We start from the raw sequence: 23,556 nt of genomic DNA on the forward strand, positions 1-23,556 counted from the left end.
CCCGAAATATTATCACAGGTGCAGAACTCTGTCGCGTATCTCCTGTGTTCTTCCCTGATTCCAGTACTGTGTGCCGATATAGCCGCAGGTTCGTCTTGCAACGTTCATCTTGTTCTGGTCGCGGTTGTGGCACTGAGGACATTCCCAGATAAGCTTACCGTCATCTTCAACTATCTGTATTTCACCGTCGTATCCGCATACCTGACAGTAATCGCTCTTCGTATTAAGCTCGGCATACATTATATTATCGTATATAAATCTTATTACTTTAAGAACTGCCGGGATGTTCTTCTGCATATTTGGGACTTCAACATAGCTGATAGCTCCGCCGGGAGAAAGGTGCTGGAACTCGCTCTCAAATTTGAGTTTAGTAAATGCATCTATTTTTTCGGTTACATGAACGTGATAGCTGTTGGTAATATAGCTTTTATCTGTTATGCCCTCTATTATTCCGAATCTCTTCTGCAGACATCTGGCAAATTTGTAAGTTGTTGATTCCAGAGGTGTGCCATATATTGAGAAATCGATATTTTCCTTTTCCTTCCATCTCTTGCAGGCATCGTTCATGTGCTGCATTATCTCTATTGCAAAAGGCTTGGCTTCAGGATCGGTATGGCTTTTGCCTGTCATGTATTTTACGCACTCATAAAGTCCCGCATAACCAAGGGATATAGTCGAATATCCGCCATAAAGCAGTTTGTCGATGGGCTCTCCCTTTTTCAGCCTTGCGAGGGCACCATACTGCCACAGTATAGGAGCTGCATCTGAAAGTGTGCCTTTTAGCCTTTCGTGCCGGCACATCAACGCCTTATAGCACAGCGCCAGTCTTTCATCAAATATTTTCCAGAAGGTGTCTTTGTTTCTTCCGCTTGAAAGGGCAACATCTACCAGATTTATAGTAACAACACCCTGATTGAACCTTCCGTAATACTTCGGCTTGCCGTTTTCATCTATGTATGGAGTAAGGAAACTCCTGCAGCCCATGCAGGTGTAGCAATGACCATCTCCGTTTTTATCGACTTTCAGTTTCAACATTACTTTTTCCGAGATATAATCAGGTACCATGCGCTTAGCTGTACATTTAGCTGCAAGCTTTGTCAGGTAGAAGTAAGGTGTGCCTTCCTCGACATTATCCTCTTCGAGTACATATATAAGCTTTGGAAAAGCAGGAGTGACCCAAACGCCTGATTCGTTTTTAACACCCTCGGTGCGCTGTTTAAGCGTTTCTTCGATTATCATAGCAAGGTCTTTTTTCTCCTGGTCGTTTTTAGCCTCGTTAAGGTACATGAATACAGTTACAAAAGGTGCCTGACCGTTTGTAGTAAGAAGTGTGACAACCTGATACTGTATTGTCTGTACACCTCGGGTGATCTCTTTACGCAGCCTTTCCTCTGTTATCATATCCAGCTTTTCCTGTGTAGGAGTCACTCCGAGCTTAGCCATTTCGACTTCAAGCTCTTTTCGTATCTTTACTCTTGATATCTGAACGAACGGAGCAAGATGAGCAAGGCTTATGCTCTGTCCGCCGTACTGATTTGATGCTACCTGTGCGATGATCTGTGTAGCGATATTGCAGGCTGTAGAAAAGCTGTGAGGCTTTTCTATAAGCGTTTCACTTATAACAGTGCCGTTCTGCAGCATATCTTCAAGATTGACCAGGTCGCAATTATGCATATGCTGTGCGTAATAATCAGTATCATGGAAATGTATTATACCGGCTTCATGAGCTTCAACAATATCAGGCGGCAGCAGAAGCCTTTTTGTAAGATCACGGCTGACTTCTCCGGCCATATAATCACGCTGTACACTGTTGACAGCAGGATTCTTGTTGGAATTTTCCTGCTTGACTTCCTCGTTGGCACACTCGATAAGGCTGAGTATCTTATTGTCTGTGGTGTTGGATTTTCTTACAAGAGAACGGGTATAACGGTATCTTACATATCTTCTTGCCAGCTCAAATGCACCCTTTGCCATAAGCTGATTTTCCACCATATCCTGTATTTCTTCCACAGTTACAGCTCTGCCAAGCTTGTTGCATTTGTATTCAACATAATCGGTCACATCAGCGATCTCTTCATCACTTATACGTCCCTTTTCACCGGCTATATTTGCTTTTTTTACGGCGTTGATTATTTTGTCGGGATCAAAAACTTCCTCTGCCCCGTTTCTCTTTATTATCTTCAATTTACATCTTCCTCCGAAATATAGTTACTATTCATGATTATCAATCCATTATGTGAGTAATTTTGATTATACTACAAAAATGTCCTTATGTCTGTTGCAAAAGCAACAAAAGTATGATATAATACAAGATGTAGTATTTCTTTTAAAAATTCGGCACATTATGGAGTGAGATAAAATGGCTAACAATCCGATAGAAAAGCTGTTTTCAGCTGATAGACCTGGATATGACGTTATCTGTCACGAAAGTCATAACCATTATTTTACAAGAGGAGAAACAATTTTTATAAATCTTCGTGATACATCTGAAACAGCAATAGTGATCAAAGGTACTGTACTTATAGTGAATATAAGCAGTGACGGACAAAAAAGTATACTTGATATCTGCCGCAGCGGAGATGCATTCGGATGCGGATTATTCCCATACAAAGGATTTGATGCATGCTGTGCCGTTACAAAGACGGATTCTGAGATATCATTTATTAATTACGAAAAACTGTTGCTTGGATGTGAAGGCACCTGTTCGGGACACAGCCGTCTTATCGATAATATTTTAGGAGGTGCAGCAAGAAGATATGTTATGCATATTGAGATACTGTCACGTCGTACTATTCGCGAAAAGCTTCTGAACGCTTTTTGTTTCCTGCTTGATCCCCATGTACACAAAGAGCAGAAGCTTCCCATCTCGCTTTCTGAGCTTGCAGACTTTCTGTGCTGTGACAGAAGTGCTATGATGCGTGAATTAAAGCATCTTAATGAAGATCGTATCATAGCATCCCGCGGTAGCCGAATCACACTTATTATGGATATCACACAATTTTAAGAAGAAAAAACAAAGACTTTTATTGTTAGTTATCTTTACTTTTGGATCATTTTATGATATAATGTATAAGTATGATGTTTAAAGGTATGTTTTGTGTTGAAAGGAAGTTGATCTATGGCAAATCTTTACAACAACCTCAATCTTATCGACCTTAATGATTTTCCTGTCAGCTGGTGGGAAAAACTGCTGGACAGGGCGCACGATATAATGGCTGAGCCTTCGGCTTATGCTGAAAAATGCAAGGGTAAGATAATGGGTACTTTGTTCTATGAACCCTCGACCAGGACTCAGATGTCTTTTCAGACAGCTATGCTTCGTCTGGGCGGCACGATTATTGGGTTTGATAACCCTGCTACTTCCTCTGTCGCAAAGGGTGAGAATATTAAAGATACTACGAAGATAGTTTCGGGATATGCAGACATAATGGTAATGAGGCATCCTGTGGCAGGTTCTGTAAAAGCAGCGGCTCTTACGGCAGATTGTCCTGTGATCAATGCCGGTGACGGCGGACACCTTCATCCGACACAGACACTTACCGATCTTCTTACACTTAAAGAGGAAAAGGGATCACTGGAAGGACTGTGCATAGGTCTGTGCGGTGATCTGAAAAACGGCAGAACGGTACATTCTCTGATAAAGGCAATGTCATGCTTTAAAGGAACCAGTTTCGTGCTGATATCAACTCCTGAACTTGCACTTCCTGCTTACATAAAAGATGTTCTTTCAGCAGGCGGTCATCCTTATAAGGAAGTATCATCCCTTGATGATGCTGTCGGTATGCTGGATGTTCTGTATATGACAAGGATACAGAGGGAAAGGTTCTCTAGTCCGGAAGAATATGAAAAGCAGAAGGGCTGTTATATCCTCGATAAAAGAAAAATGTCTAAGGCTAAGGACAGTATGATCGTTATGCACCCATTACCAAGAGTAGATGAAATCGCGGTCGAGGTCGATGACGATCCAAGAGCTATGTATTTCAAGCAGGCTAAATACGGTATGTATATCCGCATGGCCCTTATACTCACCATGCTTGAAGAGAAGGAAATGAAGATACCGCTGGTGACAGGAAAGATACATACCCATCAGATATGTTCAAATCCATTGTGTATAACTCATAAGGAAAATTATCTGCCTCATTATTTCAGGGGCGACAGCACTATGCTTGAATGTGAATACTGCGACGAGAGGACGCTTGTGGAATAAGCTGCTCTCTGTCGGCTTATAGGGAGCAATGTCCATGTATAAAATGTCAGATGAAGAGTTTTTCAAAGTATACGGTCGTATGCCTCGAAGGAACAATAATAAGAATAAGAAAAAAAAAGTCAAAGTATATTGGAGTAGGATCGCTGTTGCTCTGATAGCTGTTATACTGCTTGTAGTCGGTATAGTCAAACTTGCATCAGGTAAGTCTAAAAAGGGTGGAGCTCAGAACGGAAAAGCTTCTGTTTCGTCATCTGCGGGTAAAAATGATGATTATTACGCAGCTCCCGAAAACAAGGAAACCGATGTTGTGTATGACGGTATTGAACTTACAGTATGTATCGATGCTGCTCACGGCGGAGTAGATAAAGGTGCTGTTGGTGAAGACGGCAGAACCGAGAAGGGTGACACGCTGAAGATAGCTGAGGCTTTGAAGCAACACCTCGAAACCTGTGGTGTCAAGGTCATTATGACAAGGAACGATGACAGCTATGTCAGCGTTGAAGACAGATGTCGCATTGCAAATGAACAGGGTGCTGATGTATTCGTTTCTATTCATCGCAGCAGCAGTGATATTCCGGGAAGCGATCCTCACGGATTTGAAGCATGGATACACAATTCAAGGCCGGAGGCTGACAAGGCTTTTGCAGAAAGGATAATGTCGAAGCTTAACGATATCGGAATATCAGAAAACAGGGGAGTACGCACAGGTTATCCTGATGATCGTAATGTAAATTATCCGATCAATGAGCTTACCAAAATGCCCAGCGTTCTTTTGGATATGGGCTATCTTACAAGCAGTATAGATAATCCGCTGCTTGATGCTAATCTTGAGGCTTATGCCAGGGCGATAGGTAATGCAATCATTACTACCGCTCGTGATCTTGGTGTTACAGACGACAATGGAGCAAGGCTTAGAGATGGACAGCTGCTTTCGGATAAAACTGCACCTGTCGAAAAATCAAAGAAACCAGAAAGCCCCGAGAGTAAGTCTGATGAAAGCTCACAGGATGAAGAAAGCAGTGAAACTGAATATCCTGACATAACAGAGTATGATAATAGTGATGAGGATACCGGATCCGAAGTTGGATCGGACGAAACTATCTACACCGATGACGGCATGGTTTATCATTACACTGATCCTATGGTTACAGAATAAAATTATCCGACATCGCTATAATGCGGTGTCGGATTTTTGTATGTGATCATAGCTGTATAATTATATACCAAGCACATATCCTGTTATAATGCCAATAGCAGCAGATATTGAGATGATCGCTATCGGATGCAGTTTTTTAAAAGCAAGCACTGCGCCGAGTACAAATATGCCCAGAGAGATCAGGAAAACCGGCGTTGAAAATGCAGCGTTATTAAATCCGTCGTTGAAGAATACCGTTGTTCCGACAGATAGTAATGCAGTACTGATCAATCCTATCACAGCGGGTCGCAGTCCGTACATCATACCATCAACAATTTTGTTTTTGCGAAACTTATCGTAGAACTTCGCAACGATTAGTATTATCACAAATGACGGAAGAACTACCCCTGAAGTGGCACATACCGCGCCAAGTACGTCTCCTGTGCGTATACCTATGAAAGTAGCCATATTTATAGCAAGAGGTCCGGGTGTACTTTCGCTTATGGCTATGAAATCTATTACCTCTGCTTGTGTGAGCCAGCCGTGACGCTCGACCTCGCTCTGTATCAGCGGAAGCATCGCATAACCTCCGCCGAAGGTAAATGCTCCGATTTTCAGGAAGGTCAGGAACAGATCAATCAATATCATTGTTCTGCTCCTTTCTTATAATCAGTGACCATATTATCCCGAATATAGCACAGCCGATAATAACGAACACAGCATCTATTTTTAAAAAAGCTGTCATCACTAATGCCGATATCATTATAACATAGGAGACAGCGTGTTTCTTTGTTTTCATGAACATGGTGTATACCGTTTTCAGGATAAGGGCAAGAACACCTGCACGTATACCCATAAAAGCGTACTTCACTGCTTTTGACTCTCGGAATGTTTTAAGCACTAATGATATCAAGGATATTATCAGGAATGACGGCAGTACGATACCAAGCGTTGCACAGGCAGCACCGAGTGTTCCGGCGGTACGGCTTCCTACAAAGGTAGCAGCGTTGATCGCCACCGGTCCGGGCGTTGATTCCGCTATTGCAACCACTTCAAGTATATCATCCTCATTCAGCCATTTTTTATTATCGCAGACCTCACGCTGTATCAGCGGTATCATAGCATAACCTCCGCCAAAGGTAAATGCTCCTATCTTAAAGAATGTCAGGAACAGATCAAGGTTCTTGTTCATTGGATCACCCCAACTAATAATTATACCCGATTATAAATTGTATGTCAATCCCGAATAAACTTCATATTTTATGTATTTATTTCAACTGGGTATTAAACATAAAATTACGCTGATAAAAAAATCGAACAAATTTTCGCAAAGCTATTGACAATCGAACAAATGTGTGCTAAAATAATAGTGCAAACAAATGTGCGATAGAAGGTGAGCCAGTGGAACGGGTATATATTGCTATAGATTTAAAATCATTCTATGCATCGGTAGAATGTATTCAGCGTGGGTATGATCCGCTGGATACTAATCTGGTGGTAGCTGATCCATCACGTACGGAGAAAACTATCTGTCTGGCGGTAACTCCATCACTGAAATCCTATGGGATATCGGGCAGAGCAAGGCTGTTTGAAGTGGTTGAAAGTGTCAGAAAAGTCAATAGTTTACGCAGAAACCGTATAAAAGACGGCGTTTTTTCGGGTATCTCATTCTCGAATAAAGAACTGAAAACTGACCCGAAACTGGAACTGGGATATATCATCGCACCGCCGCATATGGCTAAATATATGGAGATAAGCGCAAAAATATACAGCATATATTTAAAGTATATATCACCTGAGGATATTTTCGCATATTCGATAGATGAAGTATTTATAGATGCTACTAGCTATCTTGCAATCTATAAGATCTCTCCGTGTGATCTTGCAACTATGCTGGTGCGAGATGTGCTTTCGGCAACAGGAATAACCGCAACAGCAGGTATCGGTACTAATATGTACCTATGCAAAGTGGCGATGGATATTGTTGCAAAACGTATGCCGGCAGACAAGTATGGTGTACGTATTGCTTATCTGGATGAAAAGATATATCGTGAAACTCTCTGGGCACATACACCGATAACTGATTTCTGGCGTGTAGGCGGTGGTATAGCAAAGCGGCTTGAAAATCTTGGGATAAAGACAATGGGTGATATTGCAAGACATTCCCTTGACAGGTGGCGAACAGAAAATATCTACAGGGAGTTAGGTAAAAACGCAGAACTTCTGATAGACCATGCATGGGGGATAGAAACTGCTACAATGGCCGATGTGAAGTCATACCGCCCGGAACTTAAAAGCTTGTCATCAGGTCAGGTGTTGCAAAAACCAACAGAGTATAATGATGCTCATCTTATAATACGTGAGATGGCTGATGCACTTTCTCTCGATCTTGCAGAAAAGGGAATGATGACCGATCAGCTTGTACTTATGCTGGGATATGATAAAGAAAGTCTTTCGGGCAGAAAATACAAAGGTGAGGTAGTATCTGATCATTATGGGCGTGCTATCCCTAAGCATTCGCGAGGCACTGTAAATCTAAGGCGTTTTACAGCTTCATCAAAGGAGATAACTGCTGCTGTAACAGAACTTTTTGAAAGTATCGCTGAACCAAAGCTGCTTTTTCGCAGGCTGAATATAGCTGCTTGTAATGTGGTGTATGAGGACGAGATAGCTGTATATGAGCACTGCGAACAGCTTGATATTTTCACAATTGCAGCAGATCAGCACGAAAATGAGGTGCGGGAAAAATCTTTTCAGAAGGAGAGAGCCATTCAGCAGGCTATGCTGAAAATCAAACACCGTTATGGCAAAAATGCAGTTTTAAGAGGCATGAACTATCTTGACGGCGGTACAGCCCGTGAAAGAAACAGCACCATAGGTGGTCACAGAGCGTAAGGAGCGTTCAGATGTTTAATAATTACAGTGATATAAAGGATAAGACTCGTCCATATTATGCAGATCTGCCACAGATGTCGCTTCATGATCGTGCTGCACAGTTCGCACCATTTGCGGCATTGACGGGTTATGATGATGCTGTCAATGAAACAGCGAGGTTAACGAAAAGTCGACTCGAACTTGATGAGGACGGTATAAACAGGCTGAATACACAACTTTGCAGGCTTACAGATAAATTAGCTGAAAGACCAGAGGTATCCGTTTTGTACTTTCTGCCCGATGGACGAAAAGCAGGTGGCAGTTACAACGTAAAAAGTGGGGCGGTACGTATCATAGATAACTATGAGAGTTGTCTTGTATTCATTGACGGAACAAGAATACCGATAGGCGATCTTTACAGTGTAGAATTTAAAGAGTGATATGAAATGCACTGAATCAGTCTGTTCACAATGAAAAAAGCACACATACCCCGAAATACAGAGATATATGTGCTTTTGTTAATATATTACGGTATGATACTGTCCTTGTTGCTGCGATCTTTGTAAACAGAAGAAACAGCAGCACTGCAGGCATATACTTTTTTGGCACCCATTGATCTTAGCTGTGCAGCACACGCTCTGATCGTTGAACCTGTGGTTATTACATCATCGCAGATAAGGATAGTTTTGCCTTTTATATCACGGTGCTTTTTTGCAGCTGAATAAACATCCTCTGCATGAATGCGCCGTTCATCTCGTTCTAGTTTATGTTGTTCGGTATGATCCATTTTTCGGCTAAGCAGATGAAGATCAGTTGGTTTACCGAGTTTATCTGCTGTAAAGCGAGCTATAAGTTCCGCTTGATCTCTGCCGCGGACGATCTTTTTACTGATATGCATTGGTACAGAAGTCACAATATCAATAGATGATGATATATCTCTTTTTTGGAGTTTTTCAGCAATAAACCCTGCACAAAGTTCAGCAAAATTAAACACAGCGCCGCCGTGTTTAAGCTTATAGATCAGTCCTACAATATCATCTTCATAATAAAAAACGCCAACAGCACCATTGGTATTTTCAATCAGTATAAGTCCGTCAAAAGTGTCCGGAACATTTTCGCTGCATTCATTACAAAGCAGACGATCCCATTTAATGACCTTTTCACAGAACGCACAGGTATTAGGCATGATGATATCCGCAAAATATTTGTATCCCGATCTTGCTGCAAGCATAGCACCACCTCAACAAAAAGCTCCGCCTTTATGTGACGGAGCTGAATTGCAATACATTATCACAGATAAGTACCGTAATCGGCATTCTCCTTGCTGATAGCCTCGATCTCATCATTGATATCACTGACTACCTTGCCTGCCTTATCCTTTTCATCAATAAGAACAAGCAGCTTTGCCTGCATATCCTCGATCTCTTTCTTCATAGCCTCGACCTTAGTATTGCAGTCAAAAGCGTCGTTCTCTGCATCAGTTTTTTTAGATTTTAGTTCCTCGATCTTTTTATTGTTGATCGCGATCTGCTCCTGTGCAAACTGCTTCATTTTCTCCAAAGCGCTCATGCCCGGATAAACCTCCTTTATATCCTCGGAAACATTATCCTCGGTTTTATTTTCATATCCGATCTCAGGGATATCTTCAACTGGTTCAGGTGCCTTTGTAAGTTCCTTTTCAAGTTCTTCGGGAGTAACCGATTCAATAGATGGTATCTCAAGTATCTCATCCATCTCGGGTTCTTCAGGCACATCATTTATAAGGCTGACTTTGTGATCCTCACCGGATTTGCCGCTGTCATTTTCATCATCATCTGGGAGCAGACTAACCCTATGCTCCTCGGTCTCATCCTTCTCGATGATCGGAGAAAGATTTGCCTCTTCAACAGCCTTTTTAAGCAGCGCAGCTTCATCAATGACCTCAGAAGCTGTCTCAACCGGAGTATCGACAACAGGTTCTTCAACTGGTTTCTCCACAGCAGCAGGTTCATTATTAAACAAGCCGTAGGATGCCGAAACAGGTTTAGGATCATCACGCTTTGAATATGTAGGTGGAGTGTATTTAGGTCTTACGGGCTTGGGCTGTTCAGTTTCAAGACCTGTTGCAAAATTGCTGAACTTGTTGTCAGTAGGTTCTTCCTTGACCGGTGCAGGTTCTGCTTTCTTGTGAGCCTCAACTCTTCTGAAATGTTCATCCATAACATCACGGACAGCAAGAATATCAGCTTTATCTTTATTGAAGAACTCAGCTATATCGTTTACATTTCTGCCGTCTTTGAGCATCTTGGCGATACCTTCGGTATGCTTGTCGAGAAAACCTTCGTCATCCATATCAAGATTAATAGTGATCTTACCAGGATGATCATCCTTTTCTTTAGAATTTCTCTTCAGAAAAGGTACACCCGGGAACTTGCTTTTTGAAGTCTTATCCTTATCTTCAAGAGAAGAACGATCTATCTGGGGCTGTACATATGTCTGATATTCGGGGAAATACTTTTCAACTATTCCGATAACATTAGCCTTCGGTATATTATTCATAGATCTGGATATATCTTCAAAACTATACCCCTCTTTATACAAACGTACGATCTTTTCATTTGTGCTTTCTTCCTTCTTCTTAGACAAAACAATCAATCCTTCCATGCATATTCCGGTACCTAAGTTGTTGATGCAATAATACATCATAGAAAAGTACCATTAGTATTGCTCTTATATATTATACAATATTTGAACTAAAAAGTCAATACAATTTGTCGAAATTCCTAACAATATTTAAACTATTTTTCATCATGCAATATATTTATGATTGTGAAAAACATAATATAAATATTTGACAAAAGTACACTAAATGGCTCGTGCATTTTTTACAAAGGAAAAAATTTTCTCTCTGTCTTTGCCTATCCCGGACACCTTTTCAACTCCTGATGAAACATCCACGCAATCCGGATTTACACGCTTTACTGCATTAAAAACATTTTCTGGAGTCAAGCCTCCTGCCAGTATGAACATTTTACCGTCACGCGGAAGATCATCGAGCAGTCTCCAATCAAAACATTTTCCGCTGCCATATTCAGCAGCATCAAAAACATATCCGCATACTTTATCAAGAGCGGAATACTTATTGAATCCGTCGATATCTGTTACATTAAATGCTTTTATTATCGGAATCGCTGCCTCATTATAAGCTTCATCTGAGAGATCTCCGTGTACTTGCAGGATATCAAAGCCCGCATCGTTGATATCTCGTACCTGTTCAGCAGTAGGAGACACCGTAACTGCACATTTTTTGATCTCTTCCGAAAGAGAGCCCATTATTTCCTGAGCTTTTTTTATAGTAATATTTCTTTTGCTTTTAGGAAAAAACAACACCATTCCGGCCATGTCTGCGCCGCTTTCAGATACGTTTACTGCATCTTCTGCGCTAACAAGACCGCATATTTTTACTTTTACAGACATATTTTACACCGTCCCAACGCACTGTTTGGTTCATTCTTCGTTAACTATTATAGCATACTTAATTAGCAATTTCAAGATTATTTAAGAATAATCTACAATTATACAAATTAATATTTTGTAAACTGAATTCAAATAGCATAGTTAATGTTTTATGATATGTTATAATAATGTTAACTATGCAAATTTTATTATCTCTGATATCAAAATAGTACTATATGCAATAATAAATAGGTTTCAATCGTTTAGCTTTGTACAAAAAGTAAAAACATTCGATTAATTTTTGCTTGGCATTGTAATATTCTTAGAATTTTTAACATAACTCTTGATTTTTATTTACTTTAATGTATAATTATGTTAAGGATTGGAATTGGTTTACGTAGTAATAATAGTGTTGGATATCGGGGTGATAATTTGAACGACAAATTTAATCTTATCAAACAGTCCTTCAAAATAGTAGATTCTATGTCTAATTTTGATGAGGACACCATCCGTAATGCTGTAAAACCTATTGCAGAGTATTATAAGGCTGCAGCGTTAACTATTGAAGTTCCTTTAAAAACGGGAAGCAGACAACTGTTTTATCTTTATGGTGACAGTTCTGCCTGTATCGGATGTGATCAGATCGTGACCTACGAAGGTGATCCTTCCGCAGGAGGTAAGACCATAATCACGTGGATATGCAACAAAGACCATATATGGAGAGATGAGGATATCGACGATATCAATTATATCAGCAGGAGTGCCTGTACGCTCTCTGAAAAGTTAAGACTCGGAGCAATGGCGAGCAGTTACTATTATATGGATACAATAACCGGTGTAAGTAATACCAATGGTCTTATTAGATTTGTGAGCAAGCTGATAAGACGCGGTGTATTTGATAATTATGGTTGTGCTTTCCTGAATATCATCGGGTTTAACTACGTAAATAAAAAGGTTGGTTTTAAAACCGGTACAAAAGTATTGAAGCATTATGCTGCCAAATTGAGAGAAGTATTCTGTAATGATGAGATCGTATCCAGACCGGGTGGAGATAATTTTGTAATTATTTTCAGAAAAGAAAATATCGATAAGCTAAAAAAGGTAGTCGACGGTTTAACTGTAAAAACAAGAGTCAATTCTGTCACTATAAGATTTGATCTGTCAGCCAGAGCAGGGATCTATATGGTGAATTCTTATGATAGGGCATTTGATAAGGTAATGGCATACTTGTCTAACTGTATAAACTATGCCAAGACTTATTCTCGCAAAAAAATAGAATACTATACCAAGGATATTGAAAACAAGGTCATAGAGCATAAGGAATTCTGTCAGAAGTTCAGAAAAGCTTTAGAAAAGAACGAGTTTTATGTAGTTTACCAACCAAAGGTATATACAAAGAATAATACACTTTATGGTGCAGAGGCGCTTGTAAGGTGGTATAATGACGGCAAGACCATATACCCGGGTGAATTTGTAGAGATATTTGAGAAAGAACATCTTATATCCGATCTTGATTTCTATGTTCTGGAACAGACCTGTAAAACCATACGTGGATGGTTGGACAGCGGACTTAATCCGGTGACTATATCTGTTAATTTTTCAAATGACCATCTTGGGGATGATGAGCTGGTTGAACATATTATCGCTATAGTTGATAAATATGGTATTGATCATCACCTTATCGAAATTGAGATGACAGAGACTGTTGATGTTTATGAGATCAGTAAGCTGTTGGAATACGTTGACGGTCTTCACAAGAATGGTTTTACTGTGGCGATAGATGATTTCGGCATAGGCTATTCATCTTTGTTGATGCTGCAGAGCATATCAGTGGATGTTCTGAAAATAGACAAAGCTTTCATAGCTGAAGTAACAGGAGATCCGGAAAAACGGGAGAATGTCATTCTTCGCCATATTATCAATATGTCAGAAGAACTCGGTGTCGAGATAGTAGCAGAGGGAGTTGAAACGAACGAACAGCGGAATAATCTCACTGGCATGAACTGTCACAGGATACAGGGCTATTTCTATGACAAACCTCTTTCTTCAGATGCTTTTCTTGAAAGACTATCTGTAAAAACATATTGACAATCAGCCTTATAAATTATTAAACAGCCTCGAGAATGGCATTTTGCTGTTCTCGTGGCTGTTTTATTTTAGATATGGCTGAAGTGTAATACTAACGAATAATACTTGATGCCGGTATGATACTATGGTCAATAGCATCATGTTCTGCTATCATTTTCTCCAACCATACCATGTCGTACCAACGTCCGAACTTGTATCCGCATTTATGGAACCTGCCTGCCATGGTATATCCTATGTGAGTATGAAAATCCATGCTGTTATGATCTAGGTACTCATCATCTTCGTCTGCCGGTATTCCGATACAGGCATAAAGATTGGTTATCCCCATACTTTTTAATATAGCTTCAAGTTCGGTGTAAAGTAGTTTGCCTATACCCTCTTTATGATGGCTTCTGTGAGTATAAACAGTGACCTCCACTGAATAGTCATAGGCTGCCCGGTCCTTGAATACCCCTGCGTATGCATAGCCTAAGATTATGCCGTCTTTAACAGCGGCTATATATGGGTATTTTTTGAGTGTATGGCGTATTCGTTCCTGAAACTCAGGAATTGTAGGAACATCATATTCAAATGTTATTGCTGTATTTTCTACATAATATGAATATATGTCTAAAAGCTGTTTTGCATCAGATTCAGTCACAGGTCGGATAGTTATATTATTTTTCATCAAGAAACATCTCCATATCATAGTTTATCATATTTCCTATGGTCGACCGTGAGACCCCTCTTTTCGTAAATCCAAGGCTCTCATAGAATCCAATCAATGCTTCCTTGCAGGTGAGAGATATATGCTTTTTGCAAGATGATCTTGCGGCATTTATCATATTATCCATAAGCAGGTGAGCTACTCTCGTATGTCTGAAGTCGGGATGAACAGCAAGACCGTAGATAAGCAGATTTTCTCCGTTTTCGTCATAACCGCCGTCACTCCCGTAAAGGTCATCGGTTATATATAGTTTATTTGAACTGCTGCCATTTATAAGTCCTACAATCTTTCCGCTTTTCTCTGCTTTGAAAAACCATTGCGGAAATTTTCTCAGTCTGTATTCAAATGCTTCCAGGGATGCAGCCTTTTGCGGTGGGAATGACATTACTTCGATTTCATGAAGCTGCGCCGCATCATTTATATCTGCCTGTATTATATTTATTTTCTCTGACATAGTTTACCTCCAATGATGATACTTCGTTTTAAAATAATGTATCACCATTATTATTTTATGTCAATAACTGATAACGTTGTCGCGCTTGCGTGTTCTTTAATGGTTTTCTTTTGATGCAGAAATCTTAATGCGCTGAAATTACAGCTTTTTGTATGATAACGTCATCATATATAGGCTAAAAGGATAGGCGTTTAGCACATGAAAGCTGGATTATCAGCTTTAATTTCATTATTTGAACAGGGACAATTTACAACTTGTTTTCAAAGTTATCATTTCCGTCATTGGCAGTGATAACGTTATCTTATTTGTAGATTGATTATGACGTTTTTTTGTGATATAAATATATTCAATGAAACAAGCGATGCTTATAGCAACAGTTTATTAAAGCTGTGAGCAAGGAGGTATGAAAAAAATCATGAGTTCATACATAAGGATAGAAGGATTAAAAAAGACATTCAAAAATAAAAAAGAAGAAAACCATGTTCTGAAAGGAATTGATCTTGATATAGATAGGGGTGATATATTTGGTATCGTTGGTTTTTCAGGTGCAGGAAAATCTACCCTTGTACGGTGCATAAACCGACTGGAGGAACCTGACAGTGGAAAAATATTCATCGGTGATATTGAAATAACATCTCTTAATAAAAAGCAGCTAACAGAACGGCGAAAAAAGATAGGTATGATATTTCAGCAATTCAATCTTTTTGATTCAATGACAGTATTTCAGAATATAGCCTATCCTTTGAAGCTTCTGGGAGTTTCAAAAAAGGAGATAGAATGGAAAGCTGACAAGCTGCTTGAACTTGTCGGACTATCAGATAAAAAGAATTCATATCCGGGTTCACTTTCTGGTGGGCAAAAACAGCGTGTTGGTATAGCAAGAGCACTTGCGAACGATCCTGATATACTGCTTTCAGATGAAGCTACAAGTGCCTTAGATCCTGTATCAACTCTGGCTATACTTGATCTTCTGGAGCATATAAATAAAGAGCTGGGTGTTACTATTATAATGATAACTCACGAACTTGAAGCTGCAAAACGAATATGCAACAGAGTTGCAGTTCTTGAAAACGGTGTTATCACAGAGATGGGCAGTACAAGAGATATCTTCCTTGATCCTAAAAGCAATACAGGAAAGATATTTTTGGAAGTATACAAAGAATTCAGACAAGCGTCTTCATTTACAGGAGGTGATGGTATATGAGCTTTCTGAAATATCCGTTTATAGATGTGGTAAAGCACGCATTCAGCAAAGATGTTTGGGATGTATTATGGCCTGCGGTCTGGGATACTATTTATATGGTAGTCATAAGTGCAGTTATAACCTTTGTATTGGGAGTACTTCTTGGTATCGGGCTTTCAGTCATATCCAAAGATGGTGTAAGACCGGTTCCGGTACTGAATGAAACAGCAGGAACAATAGTAAATTGCCTCAGATCTTTGCCGCAGATGATAATGATAATCATAACCCTTCCGCTGGCACGAATGCTTCTTGGTCAAAGTTACGGAGTGAATGCTTGTATTATTGCATTAGCAGCAAGTTGTATACCTATGTATGCAAGGCTTGTTCAGGGTGCATTAGTAGAGATTCCAAAAGGTAAGATAGAAGCCGCAAAAGCTATGGGCAGCAGTTCATCTGCTATAGTATTCAAGGTAATGCTACCCGAGGCGATGCCATCTATTATCAGAGGCTTCACAGTAGCCCTTATAGGCATAATCTCCATGACCGCACTTGCAGGCAGCTTTGGCGCAGGAGGAATAGGAGATATAGCAGTAAGATTCGGATTCAACAGGTTTTATCATGATATGCTGATAGCATCTGTGCTTGTGCTTATAATAATGGTAGAGATAGCACAGATATCAGGTGATATTTTATCGAATCTTATATTGAAAAAAAGACATCTAATATGAGTATATATCGGTTTGAGCCGTATTATAAAAAAAGTAAAATGGATCATAGGAGGATATCATTATGAAAAACTACAGAACTTTTGGTACTATACTGGCGGCAGCAGTAATATCTGCTGTATTCTCAGGCTGCGGAGCAAACGCCAAGGCGGATGCAAAGGATAATAAGAATAAGGTAAAGACTGAGGACGGTAAGGAGCTAACAACTATTACTGCCCTAGCTGATCTTACACCGCACAGTGAGATACTCGAATATGTTGAACCCGAGCTTAATAAAAGAGGATATACTATTGATATCGTTAGTACAGCATCTGATGCGACATGGAACGAAAAGACTCAGAACGGTGAAGTTGATTTTAATTTTAATCAGCATGAGCCTTATCTTATAGAGTGGAACGAAATAAATAACGGTACACTTGTAAACATAGGCGGAGTTCACGTTGAACCGATCGGTGCATATTCAGAAAAGTACTCTTCAGCTGATGAAGTGCCTGACGGTGCAACGGTGGTACTTCCTGATGATGCTACAAATGAATACAGAGCACTTCGCATACTTGAACAGCAGGGATGGATAAAACTCGGTAATACAGAAAATGCAAGAGCTTCGGTTGCTGATATTGAGGAATATATAAAGCCAATTGAGATAACTGAACTAGACAGCTATCAGATCAATGCACATATAAATGAGTTTGATGTTTATATAAATAACACGAATAAGGTTATCGAGGCAGGTCTTGATGCTACAAAGTATCTGTTCCGCGAGGGGGAGGATTCTCCTTATGCAAATATAATAGTAACGACCCCCGATAAGGCTGATGATCCAGGACTGAAGGCACTTGTTGAAGTACTGCAGTCCAAGGATACAGCGAAGTTCATATTGGATAAATATAACGGTGCTGTTATTCCTGTGACTAAGGTTGATGAGTAATAGGTTTCAATTAAGTATTCCTGTGATATATTTCATTGAATTACAAGAGAAAGCAGGGCAAGGATATTTACCTTGTCCTGCTTTCTCTTGTCCGGTTTATAAAAGAAATGCTGCACGAGCAAATCGTCATGCAGCATAGTTTTTATCAAGTAACTCAGACCTCACTGCCGAAATATACTTCATACCATATCAGGAAAGTGAAAACAGTCCATATTTTTCTGGAGTAATCATATTTCTGATCACGATGATCATCAAGGAGTGAAACAAGTTCTGATGTATTGAAGAACTTTTCAGCAGCAGGGGAGGTAAAATAATCCTTTACAATACCGTAGTATTTATCCTCTCTGAGCCATACTCTTGTAGGTACGGGGAATCCAAGCTTTTTCTTGTTCGCAGTCTGAGGAGGGCAGGCTTTTAAAGCAGCTATCCTCATGGCATACTTGGTGTTTTCCTTCGTAACACGGTACTTTGCGGGTATCTGCTCAGCAAGCTCCATTACCTTTTTGTCAAGGAATGGTACGCGAAGTTCAAGTGAATGTGCCATGGACATTTTATCGGCTTTCAGCAGGATATCTCCTGTCATCCACAGATGAAGATCAAGGTACTGCATCTGTGTGACCTGATCGAGATCGCGAACCTTATCATAGAAAGGCTTTGTAATTGCCATAGCGTCAGGTGCTGAAGTTCTGATCTTCAGTATTTTCTTTCGTTCTTTTTCAGAGAAGATATATGCATTTCCGATGAAACGTTCATCAAGATCCTTTGATCCTCTTATAAGATAATTTACACCATGTTTGTGCGGAAGTTTTTCGGCGATTGCACCTATACCTTTTCTTATAGGTCTTGGTATCTTGAAATATGATGACATGTCTGCAGGATTGTGATAGATATTGTATCCGCCGAATATTTCATCTGCACCTTCACCTGAAAGAACAGCCTTTACTTGTTTTGAAGCAAGCTGACACACAAAAAAAAGCGCTATAGCTGCAGGGTCAGCCAGAGGTTCGTCCATGTGGTACTGGATCTTTTTAAGATTGTCCCAGTATTCTTCAGGACTGATCACCTTAGAGAAATTTTCTTTTCCTATGTACTTTGAAAACTCTTTTGCATAGCCGATCTCATTGTATTTTTCATCCTCACCAAAACCGACAGTAAAGGTCTTATCAACATCCGCAACAGCGGCAACATAACTTGAATCCACTCCACTCGAAAGAAAGGAACCTACTTCAACATCAGCAAATTTATGTGCTTCCACAGAGTTTTTAAATGTATCGGATATCTTTTCGACCCATTCTTCAAGATCTGGAGCATTATTGTCGTTGAACTTAACTTCCCAGTAACGTCGGATCTCCAGTTTGCCATCTTTGTATGTAAAACAATGTGCCGCAGGCAGCTTTTTTACGTTTTTGAAGAATGTATCCTCAGTAGGGGAGTACTGAAAGGTGAGATATGTTTCAAGTACATCAGTGTTAAGTTCTTTTTTGAAATCAGGGTGATCAAGAAAGCTTTTGATCTCACTGCCCCACATAAAAGTACCATTCATCTGAGCATAGTAGAAAGGCTTTATACCAAAGAAATCTCTGGCACCGAAGATATCACCTGTATTTTTATTGTATATTACAAAAGCGAACATACCGCGAAGTCTGTCAAGTAACTTTTCGCCCCATTCTTCGTATCCATGGATCAGAACTTCGGAATCCGTTTTTGTGTAAAAGTTATGACCTGCTCTGATGAGTTCTTCGCGAAGTTCTTTATAATTGTATATCTCACCATTAAAGGTTAGCACAAGAGATCTGTCTTCGTTAAAGATAGGCTGACTGCCAACGTCACTCAGGTCTATGATAGAAAGTCTGCGGAATCCCATAGCGATCCCGTCATCGATATATTTGCCTTCAGAGTCAGGTCCGCGATGCTTTATCCTGTCCATCATCCTGCCTAGTATTTCTGAAGCATTATCAACTCTGTTCGTAAAGCCTACGATACCACACATATAATATCCTCGTTTCTCAGAATAATTCTGAAAGATAATAACAGCGGAATATATTTATCCAGCCGAAATACAATTTATATTATACACCGACTTGCAGGTATTTGCAATAGGTATTTTGTAAAAATATACAAAGTGATATGCAAAAAATTGTCTAATTAGCGGTCAATATCTGATTTTTTATGCCTTTTTGAATATTTTTTATCAAGCCCTTGCAAAATTGAAAAAGATAGTGTATAATAATATCAGATTTATGACAGGGGGAGTAATTCGTGAAGGAAAAGAAAAAAAGGCGTTTCAGGTTAGATATTGCTATTCTTATCGGGCTTCTTGCTATGTTTATATCTTACGGGGCATATATGGTAAATACTTCCCTTGAAGAGGTACTTGAAAAAGAATACGGCGCTCCTGTAGTAACACATGATTCCAGCAGTGAAAAATAAATTTTGAGATAAAACCAGATCTACACCTTTGTTGTCTTCAACAAGGGTGTATTTTATGTTATGCTTGCTCGTGACAAGGCATATTGCTTGTCATGATATAAAGATTACAATTTGTAACCTTGTTTCATGCGATGTTCATTTGATGATATGTAGCTTTTATTAATTGATGACGGAATCGTTGTCTGAAATGATGTAATATCTATAAAATCTATCAAGCAAAATCACTTGATAGACTGCTTATATTGGTTATTGAGCTGTTTTATCATAAAATTTCATCTTTGATAGTTTTCCAAAATGTAATTGTTTTGCACAATGAACTAATTGCTGCTTTGTACAAGCTGTACAAATATCTGACAAACTTTTTGGCAATACGCTGGCTTGACTTTGATATAAATATACTATATACTAGAATACGAACGCTTTTAGAATACAAGATGTGGTAGTTGAATTCGTTTCAACACTTTACTAAGATAAAGTCTGGAGGAAGCACCATGATCGTAAAAATAAAGAAGAGGGACGGACGCACCGTTACTTTCAATATTGAAAAGATAGCTCAGGCTATATACAAGGCAGCTGAGTCTGTCGGAGGAAGTGACTATGAAACTGCGCTAGAACTTTCCGGTAAAGTTGTCGATATGCTTATGGCAAACAACATCTCTACACCTACTGTAGAAGAAATACAGGATTGTGTCGAAAAGGTTCTTATTGAGGAAGGTCATGCAGCTACTGCTAAATCTTATATCCTTTATCGTTCTGAAAGAACTAGGGCGCGCGAGATGGATACGCGTCTTATGAAAGTGTATGAGGATCTTACATTTAGTTCTGCCGAGGACAGCGATCTTAAACGTGAGAACGCTAATATCGACGGCGATACTGCTATGGGTACGATGCTTAAATACGGTTCAGTGGGTGCCAAGGAATTCTATGAGATGTATGTCCTTGAAGAAGATCATGCACGTGCTCATGAAGACGGCGATATACATATCCACGATATGGACTTCTATACCCTTACCACCACTTGTACGCAAATCGATCTTACCAAGCTTTTTACAGGTGGATTTTCTACAGGTCACGGATACCTGAGAACGCCAAATGATATAACAAGTTATGCTGCTCTTGCGTGCATAGCTATACAGTCTAACCAGAATGATCAGCATGGCGGTCAGTCCATACCCAAGTTTGATTATGATATGGCTGAGGGAGTAAAAAAGACATTCCGTCATCGTTACAGAGATAATATCCGCAGGGGACTTTCTCTTCTCGCTGATGTACCTGATAATCCTGATATCGCACAACGCTGTGCAGATTTTCTTGCTAAGAGGGGTCTTACTCCTACACTATCCAATGATAACGGTTATATGGAGGAGGAAGCTCAGCTGCTTTCATCCTATGCTGATGCGAAGGTCGTTAAAAAGATACAGAATTTTGCTTTCAAGAGCGCTGTAAAGGAGACCGACAGAGCTACCTATCAGGCTATGGAAGCCCTTATTCATAATCTGAATACCATGAATTCAAGAGCCGGTGCACAGACACCATTCAGCTCTATCAACTATGGTACAGACACTTCTATCGAAGGCAGGATGGTCATCAAAAACATACTGCTTGCCGAAGAGGCTGGTCTTGGAAATGGTGAAACACCAATATTCCCCATACACATATTCAAGGTCAAAGAAGGCGTGAACTTCAATCAGGAAGATCCCAACTACGATCTTTTCAAACTTGCTTGCAGAGTTTCTGCAAAAAGACTTTTCCCTAATTTCTCATTTATTGACGCGCCTTTCAATCTGCAGTATTACAAGGAGAATGATCCGAATACCGAGATAGCTTACATGGGCTGCCGCACCAGAGTAATCGGAAATGCTTATGATCCTGAAAGAGAGATCGTTACGGGAAGAGGTAATCTTAGCTTTACTACTATAAATCTTCCAAGACTTGGCATAAAGGCTCATTATAGTATTGATCTGTTCTATCAGCTGCTTGATGAAAAACTTCAGCTATGTATAGATCAACTTATGCATAGATACAGGATACAGGCAAGCAAAAGGGTCAAGAATTATCCTTTCCTTATGGGACAGGGTGTATGGATGGATTCTGAAAAGCTATCCTACAATGACAGTGTTGGCGAAGTACTCAAGCACGGAACTCTTTCAGTCGGTTTTATAGGATTGGCTGAATGTCTTAAAGTGCTGACAGGCAAGCATCATGGTGAGTCTGAGGAATCAAGAAAACTGGGCATTGAGATAATCAAGCATATGCGTGAGCGTATGGATCAGGAGACCAAGGCTACGGGTATGAATTTCTCACTGCTTGCTACACCTGCTGAGGGTCTTTCAGGACGATTCGTAAAGATGGATAAGGAGCGTTTCGGTGATATACCTGGTGTAACTGACAGAGATTACTATACAAACTCTTTCCATGTCCCTGTATATTACAAAATCAATGCATTTGAAAAGCTTACGATCGAAGCACCTTATCATGAGCTTACAAATGCCGGTCATATCAGTTATGTTGAGCTTGACGGAGATCCACTCGGAAACCTCAGTGCATTTGAAAAAGTTGTTAGATACATGAAAGAGGTCGGTATAGGCTACGGATCTATCAATCATCCAGTTGACAGAGATCCCGAATGCGGTTATACAGGTATAATCGGTGACCGTTGCCCGAGATGCGGCAGATCTGAAGCCGAGCATCGCAAATCCACACACGAGAGGATTCCTCGTATCAAGATCGACGCTGTTCCGGTTGAAACGTCTGAAAAGCAGGACGCTAAGAGTAAGTAAAAATAATACTATCGTCATCTCCTGTCCATTTCTATTGTACAGGAGATGCTTTTGCGCATATTTCGGAGGCTTATTATGGAGATCAGGATAGCCGGTCTGGCTGAAGAATCTATTGTTGACGGACCCGGTTTCAGGTTCACTGTGTTTACCCAAGGCTGCCCACATCACTGCAAAGGATGTCAGAATCCTCAGACTCACGATTTTAACGGAGGCAGGATAGAGGACACAGATCGTATTTTTGATATGATAATTAAAGACCCTTTGCTTGACGGTGTGACTTTCAGCGGCGGAGAACCTTTCTGTCAGTGTAGCGCATTGCTCTCATTGGCTGAAAAGATCCGTAGCTTCAAGGAACGCAGGCTTAATATCATCAGCTATACAGGTTACACTTTTGAGCAGCTTATGGAGCGGGGAAAGACCGAACCCGACTGTAAGGCCCTGCTTGAAAAGCTTGATTATCTGGTTGACGGAAGATTCGAGGAAGATAAACGTTCTCTTGAATTAAAATTCCGCGGAAGTTCAAATCAGCGTTTTATCGATGTTCAGCGCTCTCTGAAAGAGGGTAAAGCAGTTGTGGCAGACGATGAGCTGCTTTGATATAAAGCGGAATT

The 23,556-nt window shown here is 40.1% G+C and carries 21 protein-coding genes; 12 read left to right on the top strand and 9 right to left on the bottom strand.

Going from position 1 to position 23,556, the window contains the following annotated elements; genetic code table 11:
- Positions 1–12: 12 nt before the first annotated feature.
- Positions 13–2,184 carry an anaerobic ribonucleoside-triphosphate reductase gene (nrdD, locus tag RUMAL_RS09405; protein WP_013498514.1) on the bottom strand — a complete coding sequence of 724 codons (2,172 nt, stop codon included), beginning with the start codon at positions 2,182–2,184 and terminating at the stop codon, positions 13–15.
- 175 nt (positions 2,185–2,359) lie between these two features.
- On the opposite strand from nrdD, the gene RUMAL_RS09410 reads away from it, so the two are divergent.
- The 3 genes from RUMAL_RS09410 to RUMAL_RS09420 all read left to right on the top strand — a co-directional run bounded on the left by RUMAL_RS09410 (position 2,360) and on the right by RUMAL_RS09420 (position 5,363).
- Complete coding sequence (locus tag RUMAL_RS09410) at positions 2,360–3,004, top strand: Crp/Fnr family transcriptional regulator (protein WP_013498515.1); 645 nt, start codon at positions 2,360–2,362, stop codon at positions 3,002–3,004.
- Positions 3,005–3,118: 114 nt separating this feature from the next.
- Complete coding sequence (gene pyrB / locus RUMAL_RS09415; protein WP_013498516.1) at positions 3,119–4,207, top strand: aspartate carbamoyltransferase; 1,089 nt, start codon at positions 3,119–3,121, stop codon at positions 4,205–4,207.
- A 34-nt stretch (positions 4,208–4,241) separates the two neighbouring features.
- Positions 4,242–5,363: an N-acetylmuramoyl-L-alanine amidase gene (locus RUMAL_RS09420; RefSeq protein WP_013498517.1), complete on the top strand. Its 1,122-nt coding sequence runs from the start codon at positions 4,242–4,244 to the stop codon at positions 5,361–5,363.
- A gap of 60 nt (positions 5,364–5,423) precedes the next feature.
- Here RUMAL_RS09420 and RUMAL_RS09425 read toward each other — a convergent pair whose 3' ends face one another.
- Both RUMAL_RS09425 and RUMAL_RS09430 read right to left on the bottom strand, forming a co-directional pair.
- Positions 5,424–5,990, bottom strand: a complete 567-nt coding sequence (locus RUMAL_RS09425; protein WP_013498518.1) for a chromate transporter — start codon at positions 5,988–5,990, stop codon at positions 5,424–5,426.
- A complete protein-coding gene (locus RUMAL_RS09430) occupies positions 5,977–6,534 on the bottom strand; it encodes a chromate transporter (protein ID WP_013498519.1) in 558 nt (185 codons plus the stop codon). Before RUMAL_RS09430 ends, RUMAL_RS09425 begins: the two co-directional genes overlap by 14 nt.
- 209 nt (positions 6,535–6,743) lie before the next feature.
- Between RUMAL_RS09430 and RUMAL_RS09435 the strand changes: the two genes are divergently transcribed.
- Both RUMAL_RS09435 and RUMAL_RS09440 read left to right on the top strand, forming a co-directional pair.
- Positions 6,744–8,237: a Y-family DNA polymerase gene (locus tag RUMAL_RS09435; RefSeq protein ID WP_013498520.1), complete on the top strand. Its 1,494-nt coding sequence runs from the start codon at positions 6,744–6,746 to the stop codon at positions 8,235–8,237.
- Between the two features lie 11 nt (positions 8,238–8,248).
- Positions 8,249–8,656: a hypothetical protein gene (locus tag RUMAL_RS09440; RefSeq protein WP_013498521.1), complete on the top strand. Its 408-nt coding sequence runs from the start codon at positions 8,249–8,251 to the stop codon at positions 8,654–8,656.
- A gap of 86 nt (positions 8,657–8,742) precedes the next feature.
- Here RUMAL_RS09440 and RUMAL_RS09445 read toward each other — a convergent pair whose 3' ends face one another.
- The 3 genes from RUMAL_RS09445 to RUMAL_RS09455 all read right to left on the bottom strand — a co-directional run bounded on the left by RUMAL_RS09445 (position 8,743) and on the right by RUMAL_RS09455 (position 11,672).
- A complete protein-coding gene (locus RUMAL_RS09445; protein ID WP_013498522.1) occupies positions 8,743–9,447 on the bottom strand; it encodes a ComF family protein in 705 nt (234 codons plus the stop codon).
- A gap of 59 nt (positions 9,448–9,506) precedes the next feature.
- Entirely contained in the window at positions 9,507–10,841 is a 1,335-nt protein-coding gene (locus RUMAL_RS09450) for a coiled-coil domain-containing protein (protein ID WP_242837694.1), read from the bottom strand.
- Positions 10,842–11,060: 219 nt separating this feature from the next.
- Positions 11,061–11,672: a phosphoribosylanthranilate isomerase gene (locus RUMAL_RS09455; protein WP_013498524.1), complete on the bottom strand. Its 612-nt coding sequence runs from the start codon at positions 11,670–11,672 to the stop codon at positions 11,061–11,063.
- Between the two features lie 411 nt (positions 11,673–12,083).
- On the opposite strand from RUMAL_RS09455, the gene RUMAL_RS09460 reads away from it, so the two are divergent.
- Positions 12,084–13,739: a putative bifunctional diguanylate cyclase/phosphodiesterase gene (locus RUMAL_RS09460; protein ID WP_154662754.1), complete on the top strand. Its 1,656-nt coding sequence runs from the start codon at positions 12,084–12,086 to the stop codon at positions 13,737–13,739.
- A 91-nt stretch (positions 13,740–13,830) separates the two neighbouring features.
- Here RUMAL_RS09460 and RUMAL_RS09465 read toward each other — a convergent pair whose 3' ends face one another.
- Both RUMAL_RS09465 and RUMAL_RS09470 read right to left on the bottom strand, forming a co-directional pair.
- The gene (locus RUMAL_RS09465; RefSeq protein WP_013498526.1) at positions 13,831–14,406 is read right to left on the bottom strand and encodes a GNAT family N-acetyltransferase; all 576 of its coding nucleotides are present in this window, start codon (positions 14,404–14,406) and stop codon (positions 13,831–13,833) included.
- Positions 14,396–14,899, bottom strand: a complete 504-nt coding sequence (locus RUMAL_RS09470; protein ID WP_013498527.1) for a GNAT family N-acetyltransferase — start codon at positions 14,897–14,899, stop codon at positions 14,396–14,398. The genes RUMAL_RS09465 and RUMAL_RS09470 overlap by 11 nt, the downstream gene beginning before the upstream one ends.
- A 403-nt stretch (positions 14,900–15,302) precedes the next feature.
- On the opposite strand from RUMAL_RS09470, the gene RUMAL_RS09475 reads away from it, so the two are divergent.
- From RUMAL_RS09475 to RUMAL_RS09485, 3 genes are all read left to right on the top strand, one after another.
- Positions 15,303–16,103, top strand: a complete 801-nt coding sequence (locus tag RUMAL_RS09475) for a methionine ABC transporter ATP-binding protein (protein WP_013498528.1) — start codon at positions 15,303–15,305, stop codon at positions 16,101–16,103.
- Entirely contained in the window at positions 16,100–16,810 is a 711-nt protein-coding gene (locus RUMAL_RS09480) for a methionine ABC transporter permease (protein WP_013498529.1), read from the top strand. Before RUMAL_RS09475 ends, RUMAL_RS09480 begins: the two co-directional genes overlap by 4 nt.
- Positions 16,811–16,871: 61 nt before the next feature.
- Positions 16,872–17,735 carry a MetQ/NlpA family ABC transporter substrate-binding protein gene (locus RUMAL_RS09485; protein ID WP_013498530.1) on the top strand — a complete coding sequence of 288 codons (864 nt, stop codon included), beginning with the start codon at positions 16,872–16,874 and terminating at the stop codon, positions 17,733–17,735.
- A 154-nt stretch (positions 17,736–17,889) separates the two neighbouring features.
- On the opposite strand, the gene asnB is transcribed toward RUMAL_RS09485, so the two are convergent.
- Positions 17,890–19,725 (bottom strand): asparagine synthase (glutamine-hydrolyzing), encoded by a 1,836-nt coding sequence (asnB, locus tag RUMAL_RS09490; RefSeq protein WP_013498531.1) that lies wholly within the window; start codon positions 19,723–19,725, stop codon positions 17,890–17,892.
- Between the two features lie 269 nt (positions 19,726–19,994).
- Between asnB and RUMAL_RS22150 the strand changes: the two genes are divergently transcribed.
- From RUMAL_RS22150 to nrdG, 3 genes are all read left to right on the top strand, one after another.
- The gene (locus RUMAL_RS22150) at positions 19,995–20,165 is read left to right on the top strand and encodes a hypothetical protein (RefSeq protein ID WP_013498532.1); all 171 of its coding nucleotides are present in this window, start codon (positions 19,995–19,997) and stop codon (positions 20,163–20,165) included.
- Positions 20,166–20,656: 491 nt separating this feature from the next.
- Positions 20,657–22,945, top strand: a complete 2,289-nt coding sequence (locus RUMAL_RS09495; protein ID WP_013498533.1) for an anaerobic ribonucleoside triphosphate reductase — start codon at positions 20,657–20,659, stop codon at positions 22,943–22,945.
- 75 nt (positions 22,946–23,020) lie between these two features.
- On the top strand, positions 23,021–23,542 hold the full coding sequence (gene nrdG / locus RUMAL_RS09500; RefSeq protein ID WP_013498534.1) for an anaerobic ribonucleoside-triphosphate reductase activating protein: 522 nt from the start codon (positions 23,021–23,023) through the stop codon (positions 23,540–23,542).
- The last annotated feature ends 14 nt before the right edge of the window (positions 23,543–23,556 follow it).

It is taken from the genome of Ruminococcus albus 7 = DSM 20455 (genome assembly GCF_000179635.2).
GTDB classification, from domain to species: domain Bacteria; phylum Bacillota; class Clostridia; order Oscillospirales; family Ruminococcaceae; genus Hominimerdicola; species Hominimerdicola alba.

Bases quoted from the DNA above. Each gene is read 5' to 3' on its own strand.
- RUMAL_RS09410 (WP_013498515.1), top strand. From the start codon at position 2,360: ATGGCTAACAATCCGATAGAAAAGCTGTTTTCAGCTGATAGACCTGGA.
- pyrB (WP_013498516.1), top strand. From the start codon at position 3,119: ATGGCAAATCTTTACAACAACCTCAATCTTATCGACCTTAATGATTTT.
- RUMAL_RS09420 (WP_013498517.1), top strand. From the start codon at position 4,242: ATGTATAAAATGTCAGATGAAGAGTTTTTCAAAGTATACGGTCGTATG.
- RUMAL_RS09425 (WP_013498518.1), bottom strand. From the start codon at position 5,990: ATGATATTGATTGATCTGTTCCTGACCTTCCTGAAAATCGGAGCATTT.
- RUMAL_RS09430 (WP_013498519.1), bottom strand. From the start codon at position 6,534: ATGAACAAGAACCTTGATCTGTTCCTGACATTCTTTAAGATAGGAGCA.
- RUMAL_RS09440 (WP_013498521.1), top strand. From the start codon at position 8,249: ATGTTTAATAATTACAGTGATATAAAGGATAAGACTCGTCCATATTAT.
- RUMAL_RS09445 (WP_013498522.1), bottom strand. From the start codon at position 9,447: ATGCTTGCAGCAAGATCGGGATACAAATATTTTGCGGATATCATCATG.
- RUMAL_RS09455 (WP_013498524.1), bottom strand. From the start codon at position 11,672: ATGTCTGTAAAAGTAAAAATATGCGGTCTTGTTAGCGCAGAAGATGCA.
- RUMAL_RS09465 (WP_013498526.1), bottom strand. From the start codon at position 14,406: ATGAAAAATAATATAACTATCCGACCTGTGACTGAATCTGATGCAAAA.
- RUMAL_RS09470 (WP_013498527.1), bottom strand. From the start codon at position 14,899: ATGTCAGAGAAAATAAATATAATACAGGCAGATATAAATGATGCGGCG.
- RUMAL_RS09475 (WP_013498528.1), top strand. From the start codon at position 15,303: ATGAAAAAAATCATGAGTTCATACATAAGGATAGAAGGATTAAAAAAG.
- RUMAL_RS09480 (WP_013498529.1), top strand. From the start codon at position 16,100: ATGAGCTTTCTGAAATATCCGTTTATAGATGTGGTAAAGCACGCATTC.
- RUMAL_RS09485 (WP_013498530.1), top strand. From the start codon at position 16,872: ATGAAAAACTACAGAACTTTTGGTACTATACTGGCGGCAGCAGTAATA.
- asnB (WP_013498531.1), bottom strand. From the start codon at position 19,725: ATGTGTGGTATCGTAGGCTTTACGAACAGAGTTGATAATGCTTCAGAA.
- RUMAL_RS09495 (WP_013498533.1), top strand. From the start codon at position 20,657: ATGATCGTAAAAATAAAGAAGAGGGACGGACGCACCGTTACTTTCAAT.
- nrdG (WP_013498534.1), top strand. From the start codon at position 23,021: ATGGAGATCAGGATAGCCGGTCTGGCTGAAGAATCTATTGTTGACGGA.